Consider the following 12,523-nt stretch of genomic DNA (forward strand, 5'->3'; position numbering starts at 1 on the left):
ACAGCCGCTAAATCACATCGAGCGGACTGCTGGCTGCCAATCCGCCTTTGTTAAGCACATGGGTATAAATCATGGTGGTCGTTACATCTGCGTGCCCCATTAAATCCTGCACCGTACGAATATCCTGACCACCTTCGAGCAAATGCGTGGCAAAACTGTGGCGCAAGGTGTGTGGGGTGACTGGCTTGGCGATGCCCACTTTTTCAACTACTTTTTTCACGGCGCGTTGCACCGTCTTTTCATCTGCATGATGGCGACGCACCTGATGGGTTTGCGGATCAAGCGACAGCTTGGTTGCCGGAAACACATACTGCCACCCCCATTCTTTGCCTGCACCAGGGTGCTTTTTGTCCAATGCCTCAGGCATGAACACCTCGCCAAAGCCCTTAGTCAAATCCTTGCTATGCAACGCCTGCACAGTTTCTAAATACGCCTGCAGCGGAACAATCAAACTCGCTGGCAACATGGTGACGCGATTTTTATAGCCTTTATCGGTACGCACAAAAATCTCACGTTTGGCAAAATCAACATCATTCACCCGCAAGCGCAAACACTCCATCACCCGCAACCCGCTGCCATACAACAAACTCGCAATCAGCCACATCGAGCCATCCAGGTGACCAAGCACCGCCTGCACCTCCTGCTTGTTGAGCACCACTGGCATGCTTTTGGGCGTTTTTGCCTGTGCCACATGCCCCAGCAAGGGCAACTCGATCTCCAGCACCTCTTTATACAAAAAGAGCAGGGCGCTCTTCGCCTGGTTCTGCGTGCTGGCTGACACGTTTCGTGTCACCGCCAGGTGGGTTAAAAAATCCTCAACTTCACTCGCTCCCATATCGCGTGGGTGCCGCTTGCCATGGTGCAAAATATAGCGTTTAATCCATTGAATATAAGCCTCTTCGGTACGCTTGCTGTAATGCTTCACCCGCAATCGTTCGACGATAAGAGGAAACAGCTTTGGAGCAGGTTTTACTTCAGGTGTGTTTTTCATAGCTAAGCCCTTTTATATAGGTGTAATAATAAAATACAAACTATTGATTTAATAATGATAAATAATTTTTATAAATTTATAGCCCCTGGACTAAATAAAAATTTAGGTTCGTTTTTGGGGTCTAATTAACGTTAGATTTTGTCAGGTATTCGGACGAAGAGGAAAAGCGATTTCGGGGTGGTAAACGTTCAAGCATATCAAAAAAATGTCGGTGAATAAAAGGATTGGTCTGTATTCAAAAACAAATCATAAATTTGCCTACCCCAGAAACTAACCAACCCCCATTTAAACTATCTACTAATTTAGGATTGGTATGCCTATGAAACAATCTCTAACCCATTCCAGCGGATCGCCTTCGGTGTCCGCTGAACTCAAACGTTGACGCTGTAGAATAAGTGTTTTAGAAAAATCAAGGCATACCATGACAATAAATAGACCTTCACAATCGCCCCAAAAGCATCTAACTCAATACAGTCTATGGTTAAAGCACTCCTCAAAATACAATCACTCAACCCCTCAACAGCTTTTTCTACAGCTTCGTTAGCCCACAGACAATGACTACTCGTCTGGATTAGTACCTGTTTCAAGCATTCGGGCAACCCAAAAAACAATGTAGAGTCTTAATGCTAAAGATGCCGCAGTTGCAAAAAAGACTAAAAAAACTCCTTAGACCCTCATAAAGCCAAATATTTTTGGCACCTTTTTTCATCCTCATGGCATTATCTAATTGAAGTAAATTAAGCCAGAATCGATTAATGGTTTTGCCGATTAAATTACGCCCTCTATTTTCAATCTAGGTATATGGTTTAATTGATATTATGAAAAATTATACGCTCGTTTACACGCCGTCATTGGGACGGCTACTTAATAGTTAGGCCCCACAGGAGAGTGCAGTGACAGATCTAGTCGCGAATGTCGCCGTCATTGGCCGATTTCAGCTTATGCCGGGAATACTTCCCGTTCGACTTGAAGCGCCCAACGTCGAGTGTCTTGTTGCTCACGCATTTCCAAGCCACATCGAAGACCCGACGCGCGGCATCAAGATCGATACGAGCGACTGCACCGTCTTCACTGTGACACACCGCGATAGGGGCGATCTGGACCTCGCCAAGATCGAGAACGTCAAGCTTTTGTTTGAGCAGAGCCTTTCCGCTATAAGCGAAGTATCTATTTGGACAAAGGCGGGAGACGTCGTTGGGGAAATGTCTTCCTTCATTCGCCAGATTGGAACGACGGACGTAAAGGCATTCTTTGCACAGGGGGCGAACGAGACTTTGATTGGTTGGGTAAGTCCTGCATTTACATTCGACCGCAAGGCAGCAGCGATGATCGCCGGCTTCTTGTCAAACATGATCGTCTCAAACGGACCTGCGGCAAATCCAATACCCCCGATAACAAGGCGAGTGATGAGTTCGCTTGACCTTATCAACCTTGGATTCCATACAGAGTCCTTCGTTAATCTGTTCTCACTGGTTGATGATCTCACCCAAGAAGTGATCAAGGCAGGCATGACGAAGCGTGGCCTGAGTGATGATGATCAAAAGGGCCTTCTTCGGGCGATCAAGGAGGAACGCCTTAAGGTCTCTCAAGAAACACCTTCTAAATGATTGATTTTAAATAAGGTATTTAAGCCATATTTTCGCTTTCGACGAGTTTCATGCCCATTTTTTCGGCCCGCTGAGCCAATTGCCGCAATACCCTTTCTCTGTAGCGCTCCTCAAAATAGTCTTGGCCTTGATCGGTATACTCCTCGCCTTTGGTGAGCATGGTGTATATCAGCCGTGCCAGTTTGTGTGCGGCGGCGGTCACGGCTTTGGGTTTGTCCATATGTGCGCACATTCGGCGAAAGTATGCGCCTAGCGCTGATTGGCTGCTACGTAGTGCAGCAGCGGCTAATTTCAATGCCTGTGCAGCGCGGTTGGCGACACGTTTGGTTTTACCGCTCAGCACTTTGCCTCCAGTAATGCGGGTGCCAGGACACAGCCCCAGCCAACTGGCAAAATGTTTGGCTGAGGCAAAGCGTGACATGTCTGCGCCAGTTTCACTGATGACTGCCAGCGCAGTGGTCACATCAATGCCGTCTATACGAGTGAGGTCTACACCACACAGCTGGTACAACTGTGTGCGCAGATCAAACTTTGGCGCATTGCGGGCACGTCCACGCTTTTTACCTTTTGCGGGTACGCCATCATAGGCCTGCAAACTCCGGAGCTTGGCTTCAATCTCCTGGTCGCATTCAGCCAACTGTGTCACGATAAAATCGAACATCGCCAGCGCTTGCTTGAGTGCAAACAGATGCTCTTCTCGCCAGTGCCCTTGCAGGCTTTTGGCAATCTCGTCGTGGCTGGCGCGGATGCGCACGTTTTTGAGTGCAGCCAGCACTTGTCCATCACGTTCACCAGCAATGATGGCACGTAGTATCTTCTGCCCAGATTCTCCTGCGATATCCGAGATGACATTGGTCAGTTGAATGTTCATCTGTGTGAGCGCTTTTTGCATATGCTGCACTTGCCTGCCTTAGTCTTTTAAGAGCATACCGCGTTGCCGCCACAGCGAACGCAGGGCACATACCCCCTCTGACGGGCGAAACGCACCTTGCAACAAACCGTAGGACATGAGTTGTTGCAACCACTGGCAATCCAGCACATCGGATTTACGTCCTGAGACATTCTTGACATGACGGGCATTGACCAGCAACACCTTGAAACCGCGCGCCTCCAACAACTCAAACACAGGAATCCAGTACACCCCTGTGGACTCCATCGCAACTGTATCAACACCACAAGTTTTAAGCCAATCCGCCAAGGCGTGGAGGTCAGCCGTAAAACTCTTAAATTCCCGTACTGGCTCGTCATCTCGGTCAGGAGGAACGGCCACATAATGTGAGGCGCTCCCAATATCGATACCCGCAGCGTTGGGATGCGTGATGGTTATCGGGCCAGACTTGCCGGGCTTGAGTCGGTTATTGCGATTGCATTGTGTCATGATTTGCTCCATCATTCGTGATTGAATGTGGCGCTGCATCGGGAACGTCGTCAAGCTCACTCTCTCAAACGGGATACCTGCTTGCGGAAAACCTCGCAACACGGGTTCACCAATATCGATGACGTCTCCCTGACCATGCTAACCCGCGGGCAGAATGCACCATTGCTTTATCGGTCTTCCGCAACGCCACATTCTACTTTGCCACTTCGGGAGCTACTTGTGTTTCTTCGGCGCGATTTGCGGCATGGAGCCGATTACTTCGCTAACCCATCTCTAGGGACTTCCCCTTCCTGTCAAGTAAAATCCACCCAATCATCCTAAAATCAGGGTGATTTTGCATTTTTTACATCCTTGGTTTGTAAATCACCTCAACCTGTGACTGACAATCTTCAATAGCCCATAAAGGGTTAAAGTGCATCTCTCTAGTCGGCTTTTGTTGCGGATCATTTGTTACTTCGCGGGCCAAGATGATTCGCGCGCAAAGCCCCCATTTCTTAATCTGCCTGACAAGCACGCGTAGAATGATCTCCCGATTGAGCCACTACCATGCTGGACCTGTGCAAGCTTAGCCTTTACCATGAGGTTTATCTAATGCCAAATGAGTGAGGTTTTAAGTGGCTATTCAGTTTTTACCTATCCTTAAAGCGGTGGCGCCTTATATTGCGCAGGTGGCTACGGCGGCTATTCCGGCGTTTACTTCCAAACCTGAGGCTGCCAAGGTGGACCCGTTATTGACGCGGCAGATTGAGGAGTTACAGGCAGCGACGATCCAGAATGCTGAGTCACTCCACTTGCTGGCAGAAAAAATGCAGCTGGCGATTCAGGCGTTGGAGGAGGCCGGGCAGGAAGCCAAAAAGCAGGTGGCAGCATACAAAACGATGTTGTTTGCTTCGCTTGGTCTGGCGATGGTCACGGCCATTGCTTGCGTTTACCTTTTGTTGCGTTAAGTGCATCCATATGCATTTTGGGCCGTGTTTATCATCTCTAAAGAGTGTTGAAACTGTCATCTAGCCATTCAGGACGTGCCATTGAAGGAGCTATTCATCATGTCAAATTTACAGGTCACTGAAATCAAGGCCTTTGTACCTGCCAAAAACTTTGCGCTTTCCAAGCAGTTTTATCAAGAGCTGGGCTTTACCATGGCTTCTGAAGGGGGCGGGGTGGCTTATTTTCATTTTGAGCATGTGAGTTTTTTGTTGCAGGATTTTTGTGCGGATCATCTGGCTGAAAACTTTATGATGCATTTGCTGGTACATGATGTGGATGCCTGGTGGAGCAAGGTGCAGGAAAGTGGTGTGATCGGCCGATACGACCTGAAGATTTGGCCCATTACGCTGCAGCCTTGGGGCATGCGCGACTTTTGTATCACTGATCCTTCGGGTGTGCTTTGGCGGATTGGTCAGAACGTGGATTAACGGCAAGGGTGTTATATGTGCACCTGGCTTGTCCGCAAATAAAAAATCTAACTGTTTGTTGATGTGTGCGCTGATGTGCGTATTGCTCTCGCGAGTATTTCGCTCTCTGTTTTAATTTCATTCGCAGTCATTTGTTGTTTATCACGCGCAAAACTGCTGGCTGATGTGCGGTTTTTGTGTATTTAATGTTAAAATTTGAAAACTTATGGTAAGTCACCTCATTTTTTAATAAATAGCCTTAATAATGTTCTCCAACATACTGATATAAATAATTATTTTTTATGAAATATTACTGTTGGCGTTTGTTTCTGTACCTGTTTTTTTCAGTATTTTTCTGGCCTTTGTCCGGTTTGGCTGATCAATTAAAGTCTGAAGCTTTATCGTCGGCTAGTATTTTGGTGCCGATAAAGTCATCCGCTGGGAACGTGATGAGTAAACAGCAGATTTTCAGTTGCCTTGGGTTGCAGGCAAATACAGAATCACATAAAAAAGTGTTGATGGTTTCTGGGCAGCAGATTAGTCATTTGGAAGGCTTGCTGACAAGTCACGAGCAAAGTCTGCAGCAACAAAATAATCAGTTGGATCAACTGGAGGTGCGGGCGTCATCCTCAGCCACCGCCATGAGTCGCTTTCGTACCGTTGCCACGGCCTATAATCATCAGCTTGAGGTGTTTAATAGCTTGCAGCATGACTATCAGCAATTACTGCAGGCACATAACCAGCAAACTTCAGCTTACAATCATTTGATTGAACAATATCAAGTCGCGTGTGGCAGCAAGCTGTATCTGGAAGAAGATTTGAAACAGGTGCAGATGGAAATCACCAAACTTTCATCCAAATAAGCAGTGAATGATGCATTTGCAAGGTTGAGTGCGCCTTTTATTTCCATCTTGGGCGCGGTCCTGAAAAGCCATCACAAGCGCATGCATTTGGCGTTTATGCACGGGGTATGCCAGCCATTGCTTCTAACACCCTGCTTGCAAATTTTGCTAAGCTGTTCGCATGCAAAATCAATTCAAAAAAATCTTTTCTGAGCTGTCTCACCGGTTATCTGTTCGCATTATTGGCGGGCTGCTGGTTTTTTATTTCCTGTTTGCTTATTTTGCGGTCAATCCGCTGGCACAGCGCGTGTTGCCATGGGTGGGCGAGAAGCAGCTTGCCAGCCGACTCAGTGTGGGCAAGGTCAGTTTTGATCCGTTACGCCTCAAAACAACCATAGACGATCTTCAACTCACGCAGACTAACGGTGCGCCATTGGCGGCATTTGACCAACTGATGGTGGATGTTGAAGTCAGTGGCTTGTTGCAATGGGCATGGAAGTTTAAGGAGATCAGCATTCACGGGCCGCGTGTGCAGCTTGAAATTGCACAAAACGGCACGTTCAACTGGGCCACTTTGCTGGCCAAGCTCAATGAGGATAAAACACCGCCCAGCGAGTCACTGCCACGGCTGATATTGCAGCACATTGTGATCCACAATGGTCAGGTCAGTTATCTCGATACGCACCGGGCCACCCCATTTAAAACCGGCTTGTCGCCGATTGACCTGACACTGGACGGGTTTTCAACTCTGCCTGAAGATCGCGGCGATTATTTGCTGGCTGCCCGGCTGCCAAACCAGGGTGGAGTGTTGAAGTGGAAGGGCGATATGGGGGTGAACCCGCTGGCCTCCAAAGGCGCATTTGCAGTAGAAGGCCTCAATCTCGCCAGGTTTAAACCATTGCTGGCAAGTCTGACCCCTGATTTCAAGCTTGAACAGGGAAGTTTGCAACTGGGCTTTGAGTACGATTTTGCGCTGGTGGACGAGCAACCTGAAGTGGCGGTGCGTGGGTTGCTGATGCAGGTCAGCCAACTGGCTGCCAGCCTGCAATCAGAGAGAAAACTGGCGTTGTCACAGTTTTCTCTGAGCGCACCAACCATTAACTTCTCCGCGCAACAGCAGCCGCCACTGCGATTGCAGCAACTGGGTTTGAATCTGGAGGGTCTGGCCTTGCAGCAAGGCAAAGATACCCATGCTTCATTAAAACATGCCGCATTGAAGTTGCCACAACTGGATATCCGTCTCAACGGTGCGACACAAGCGGTGTTTGCCGGATTATCCCTGGACATGCAGGCATTGGCATTGGCAAAGGGCAATGAGACCTTGCTGCAGGTGCCTGCGTTGGCCGTACGCGGGCTCGATTTTGATTTGGCCGAGCGCAGCATTCATGTCGCGCAAGTGGCGCTGCCGGATGGGGAAGTGCATGCCACGCTCGATAAGGCAGGTGTGATGAACTGGCAACAGGCGTTTGCCGTGGAAGCGCCGGCAGCCAGCGAGACCACGGTCGTTGCGGCTGCACCTGTGTCTGATGTGATCACCGAGGATAAACCGTTTCAACTCGCTATTGCCGATGTGCAATTAAAGCATTGGCGTCTGGGGTTTGAGCATCAGCAATTGTTGCATCCATTGCGTGTCAGTGTTGCCGACTTCAATCTGGGTTTTGCCGTTGCAGGACCGGCAAATGCATTGGCCATTACGCACGTGCAAGCCAGTATGCATACACTGGCGGCGCACTCCAGTGCGTTCAAATCACCGGTGGTGAGCCTGACCAAACTTAACCTGAATGAGGCAGCGCTGCATCTGGCCGAGCACAAGGTGCAGGTGCAGGGCCTGCAGTTATCCGGCTTGAAAACCGGGGTAGTACAGGCCGCGGCCGGGCAGCCGCTGAACTGGCAGACGATTTTGGCGCCATTGCCGGTGACGGCACAACCGGATAGCCAGGCAAGCTTGCGCGCGAGGGTGTCGTCACCATCGCATCCACAAGCCGCTGCTGGCAGTCAGGCTAGTCCCTGGTCTGTCAGCCTGAAAAAACTTGCGTTGGACAATGCCAGCGTGCATGTCGAGGATGGCAGTCTGGCCACCCCCGTGGTGCTGGATATTGAAAAAGCCTTGTTTGAAGTGCGCGATGCTTCGCTGGACTTACGCAAGCCGCTGCCGGTCAATCTGGCGTTTCAGGTCAGACAGGGCGGCCAATTCCGGTTGCACGGCAAGCTCATACCGCAGCCGTTAAAGCTGGATGCCAACCTGCAATTACAGCAGTTATCCCTGTTGCCTTTTTCAGGCTATGTCAATCGGTTTGCCTTGTTGAAACTGCATAGTGGGGCGCTGGATGTGGGCGGACAACTGGCGGTGCAACAGCAAAAAACGCTGACGGGCAGTTTTAAAGGGGGCTTTAATATTCATCAGCTGGGCGTGGTGGAAGAAGCAGGCGCAGTGCCATTTTTAAGCTGGGAGCGGGTAGGCAGTGATAGCCTTGCACTGACGCTGGCACCCAATCAGTTGCATATGACTACGCTGGAAATCGTCAAGCCGACGGGCAAGCTGATTATTCATGAAGACAAAACCATGAATGTCACCCGCATCATGCGGCAGCCTGCTACTGTCAACGCTGCACCCATCACTTCTGCACCAAACACTGCTACAACAGTGACGACATCAGGCGCACGCGCTGCAGTCATGCCTTCTGCCCCTGAGAGCAAAGCGGCTAACAGTGACGGCTTTCCGGTGAACATTGAAACGGTGCGCATCGACCGCGCCGAACTCGATTTCGCCGATTTGTCGCTGACCCCACAATTTGGTACGCATATCAATACCTTGAGTGGTGTGATCAATGGGGTATCCACGCAGCCAATCTCGGTGGCGCAGGTCGAGTTGGACGGCAAGGTCGACGCGTACGGCTCAGCCACCATACGCGGGGCATTGCAGCCATTTAATGTGACACAGTTTACGGATTTGAAGCTCGCGTTTAAAAACCTGGAAATGAACCGGCTCACCCCTTACTCAGGCAAGTTTGCAGGTAGACGCATTGATTCCGGGCGCTTGTCTGTCGCGCTGCAATATAAAATCAAACAACGCCAGCTGGCAGGTGAAAACAAGTTTGTGATTCAGAAGCTCAAGCTGGGGGAACGTGTGGACAGCAAAGAGGCAGCAAATCTGCCGCTGGATCTGGCGATTGCAATTCTGGAAGACAGTGATGGCGTGATCGACCTCGACTTGCCGATTGCAGGCAGCCTGGATGATCCACAATTCAGCTATGGCGGCATTGTGTGGAAGGCGATTAAAAATGTATTGACCAAGATTGTGACCTCGCCGTTTAAGGCCTTGGGCAAGCTGTTTGGCAGTGGTGGTGACCAACTGGATGGTATTGTGTTTGAAGTGGGGAGCGCTGAAATTACGCCACCCGAGCAAGAGAAGCTGGTTGCAGTCGCGCACATGCTTGGTCAACGTACCAAGTTGCGTTTGTCTGTCACCCCAGCTTACAATCAGGCAGCCGATGCACGTGCATTACAGGAACAGTCCTTGCGCAAACAGGTGGCTGTTGCTTTGGGGATCAAACTGGCTGCGGGACAAGCCCCGGGGCCGATTGATTTGAGTCATCCAAAAACGCAAAAAGTACTGGATGATTTGTATAACACCTTGACGAAAAAACCGCTGCTCAAACGACTGGCTTCGAAATTTGAAAAGCCGGAAGATGGGCATTATGTACAGCTACAGGAGCAGCTGACTGTCAGTATCGTCATCACCGAGGCCGATTTGCAAGCCTTGGCTACGGCCAGGGGGGTGGCGATGCAGAACTTTTTGGCTGATGCGGGGATTACTGGCCAACGTTTGCGGGTGCTGCCGCCCGTCAAAGTGTCAGAAACACCGGTGACCAGCACACTGGCAATGGAGGTCAATGCTGAAAAATAGTGTGTGTTGTGCACTGCAACCACAGACAGCCTATGCTTGTTAATCGATATGAAAAGGCGCATGAAACATGGCAAAGTTTGTTCCAAGGCAAGCAATTAAAACGAATACGTCGAGTATTGAAGTCACCATGGATGCAGCCAACCCCTTGCATTCCGGCAGGCACCGTTTTCAGCTGATTGTTGAGGATGATTCCGGTAATGTGTCTGAGCCTGCCACGGTGGATGTGGTGGTGATTGACAACAAAAAACCGACTGCACTACTTGATGCCCCAGCCACAGTAGTGTTTGGACGTTCATTTTCATTGTTGGGCGCGCGCTCTTTCGACATGGGCCGTGAAAGATTAAAAGTTACCGCTGGGTGCAGCTCTCCTGACGGTCCATCATGGTGATGCGTCTCATCAGCGCACAGGAGGCGCGTTGAATATTCAAAAGCAGAGTGTTTTAGTGGCGCTGACGGGCGCCATAGGCACGCTCTGGTTTGAGTATGTGGCAGCTGCAGGCTTTGGGTTTCTGACGACCAAGAGTGGCTGGTGGATGACCGCGTGGACAGTGTTACCGTATGCGATGCTCTTTTTTGGCAGGCATGTCGCAACGGGAGCTCAAGCCCAGCGCTGGATGCTATGGATTTCATTGCTGGTGGTTACGACAGGAATGTATGCGTATTACCAGGCTTTTTTTGTGTTTCTGGATGCACAGAGTGCCCTGATCTTTCTGTTTATGCCCTTGTTGCAAAGTATGGTCTGTTTCACGCTGTTGATTGTTGTTAAATTCTTTGGAAAATAATCTGTGCCATCTGACAAGGGAGTCATCGTGATGCGAATTTTGCGCGTAAGCAGTATGGCAATGTTAGCCTTGCTGGCAGCTTGTTCGTCGCAGCAGATGTATACGTCAGGACAATATTTGCAACGCAACCAGTGTATGCAACTGGTGGAGCAGGCTGCCATGGACAAGTGCTTGCAACAGGCGGAGTTGCCCTACGAGCAGTATACGCATGCGCGAGGTGAGTCACTCCCATGACTAGATGGGGCACGGTATACAGATATATAAGATGCCCGATTTGATCGGGGTATTGTGTATGGCGTGCTGAATGATGATGCAGTTTAAAAAAATACTTGCCTATCTTTGGGCATCGCCGACGACACTGGTGGGCGTTGCACTGGCAATGCCTTTGCTTTTAACAGGCGCCAAAATCAGATGCGTGCAGGGCGCGTTTGAAATCTATGACGGCTGGCTGCTCAGATGCCTGACGCAGGCGGGTGGTTTTGCTGCGATGACGCTCGGGCATATTGTGATAGGCGTTTCGGCTGACTGTCTGCATACTTTGCGTTGCCATGAACACGTGCATGTCAGGCAAGCCGAGCGTTGGGGAATCTTGTTTATTCCAGCCTATGTGCTGGCAGGGTGTTGGCAAAGCCTGTGTGGCCGTCATGCCTATTATGACAATCCGTTTGAACGGGAAGCGTTTGCAGCGGATGAAGAGATGCAATCACATGATGGCTGATCAAAAAAGCCAGCATCTGCTGGCTTTTTTGATACGAATAATATTTCCAGCCTAGTAAAGACTTTCCCAGAATTTCCACCAGATTTTTTCTTCCTCCTGAATTTTTCCGGTGACCATGGGGTTATCAGGGTAATTTGTTTTCAGAATACGCAAAGTATCTGCCTTGAGGTCGTCCAGTTCCATGGCGTCGTAGGCGCTGACCATGGTCACCAATGCATCTTCGACGGCTGTTGAATTCGGGTAGGTTTCGAGTACGAAGCGTGTTCTGTTCAAGGCAGCAACATAAGCTTTGCGCTGCATGTAGTAACGTGCAACATGCATTTCATGCAATGCCAGTGCATTGACCAGATAGATCATGCGCTGGGTCGCGTCTTTGTAGTAACGGCTGGTAGGAAAGCGTTCGGTCATCTCTTTGAATGCAGCAAAGGAAACCTTCAAGGTTTTTGGGTCGCGGTCATTGATTTGCTGCCCGGTATATTTTTCCATGAATCCGCGCTCGTTAAACGTGGCCAAGCCTTTTAAGTAGTAGGCGTAATCCAGGTTAGGGTGATTGGGGTGCAGCTTGATAAACCGGTCAAGTGCCGAGATGCAGAGTACCGGTTCAGTTTTTTTATAGTAGGCGTAAGCAACTTCTAACTGCGCTTGTGTTGCATAGACGCCATGCGGATACCGTGATTCCAGCTTTTGAAAGTATTCAATCGCCTTGTCGTAATTCTTGTCGACCATTTTTTCCTGGCCGGTGGCGTAAAGCTTTTGTTCGCTCCAGCCTTTCGTCTCATCCAGTGGGTTGGGGTTACCAAAAATGGCGCAGGCGCTCATTGAAATCGCGGCGATTAAAATAAAAGCACGCGTGAGCAGGGCGTTAAGCGGTAAAATGCGAAGCATGTTGTTAAACAGTCGTTAG

The 12,523-nt window shown here is 49.7% G+C and carries 11 protein-coding genes and 1 pseudogene; 9 read left to right on the forward strand and 3 right to left on the reverse strand.

What is annotated here, in order from left to right; genetic code table 11:
* Positions 1-7 precede the first annotated feature (7 nt).
* Positions 8-991 (reverse strand): integron integrase, encoded by a 984-nt coding sequence (locus Q9291_RS11395; protein ID WP_306390176.1) that lies wholly within the window; start codon positions 989-991, stop codon positions 8-10.
* Positions 992-1,884: 893 nt separating this feature from the next.
* On the opposite strand from Q9291_RS11395, the gene Q9291_RS11400 reads away from it, so the two are divergent.
* Positions 1,885-2,598, forward strand: coding sequence for a hypothetical protein (locus Q9291_RS11400; RefSeq protein WP_306390177.1), 714 nt, complete (start codon positions 1,885-1,887; stop codon positions 2,596-2,598).
* A 19-nt stretch (positions 2,599-2,617) separates the two neighbouring features.
* Here the strand turns inward: Q9291_RS11400 and Q9291_RS11405 are convergent.
* Positions 2,618-3,976, reverse strand: a pseudogene (locus tag Q9291_RS11405) (IS110 family RNA-guided transposase).
* Between the two features lie 614 nt (positions 3,977-4,590).
* On the opposite strand from Q9291_RS11405, the gene Q9291_RS11410 reads away from it, so the two are divergent.
* The 8 genes from Q9291_RS11410 to Q9291_RS11445 all read left to right on the forward strand — a co-directional run bounded on the left by Q9291_RS11410 (position 4,591) and on the right by Q9291_RS11445 (position 11,619).
* Positions 4,591-4,923 (forward strand): hypothetical protein, encoded by a 333-nt coding sequence (locus Q9291_RS11410; protein WP_306390178.1) that lies wholly within the window; start codon positions 4,591-4,593, stop codon positions 4,921-4,923.
* Positions 4,924-5,022: 99 nt separating this feature from the next.
* Positions 5,023-5,391, forward strand: a complete 369-nt coding sequence (locus tag Q9291_RS11415) for a VOC family protein (protein ID WP_306390179.1) — start codon at positions 5,023-5,025, stop codon at positions 5,389-5,391.
* Positions 5,392-5,819: 428 nt separating this feature from the next.
* The gene (locus Q9291_RS11420; RefSeq protein WP_306390180.1) at positions 5,820-6,233 is read left to right on the forward strand and encodes a hypothetical protein; all 414 of its coding nucleotides are present in this window, start codon (positions 5,820-5,822) and stop codon (positions 6,231-6,233) included.
* 160 nt (positions 6,234-6,393) lie between these two features.
* Positions 6,394-10,119, forward strand: a complete 3,726-nt coding sequence (locus Q9291_RS11425; RefSeq protein WP_306390181.1) for a DUF748 domain-containing protein — start codon at positions 6,394-6,396, stop codon at positions 10,117-10,119.
* Between the two features lie 67 nt (positions 10,120-10,186).
* Complete coding sequence (locus tag Q9291_RS11430; RefSeq protein ID WP_306390182.1) at positions 10,187-10,507, forward strand: hypothetical protein; 321 nt, start codon at positions 10,187-10,189, stop codon at positions 10,505-10,507.
* A 28-nt stretch (positions 10,508-10,535) separates the two neighbouring features.
* Positions 10,536-10,901: a hypothetical protein gene (locus Q9291_RS11435; RefSeq protein WP_306390183.1), complete on the forward strand. Its 366-nt coding sequence runs from the start codon at positions 10,536-10,538 to the stop codon at positions 10,899-10,901.
* A gap of 30 nt (positions 10,902-10,931) precedes the next feature.
* Complete coding sequence (locus Q9291_RS11440) at positions 10,932-11,135, forward strand: hypothetical protein (RefSeq protein ID WP_306390184.1); 204 nt, start codon at positions 10,932-10,934, stop codon at positions 11,133-11,135.
* A 70-nt stretch (positions 11,136-11,205) separates the two neighbouring features.
* The gene (locus Q9291_RS11445; protein WP_306390185.1) at positions 11,206-11,619 is read left to right on the forward strand and encodes a hypothetical protein; all 414 of its coding nucleotides are present in this window, start codon (positions 11,206-11,208) and stop codon (positions 11,617-11,619) included.
* Between the two features lie 51 nt (positions 11,620-11,670).
* On the opposite strand, the gene Q9291_RS11450 is transcribed toward Q9291_RS11445, so the two are convergent.
* The gene (locus Q9291_RS11450) at positions 11,671-12,504 is read right to left on the reverse strand and encodes an outer membrane protein assembly factor BamD (protein ID WP_306390186.1); all 834 of its coding nucleotides are present in this window, start codon (positions 12,502-12,504) and stop codon (positions 11,671-11,673) included.
* Between the last annotated feature and the right edge of the window lie 19 nt (positions 12,505-12,523).

It is taken from the genome of Methylophilus aquaticus (assembly GCF_030769565.1).
Classification (GTDB): domain Bacteria; phylum Pseudomonadota; class Gammaproteobacteria; order Burkholderiales; family Methylophilaceae; genus Methylophilus; species Methylophilus aquaticus.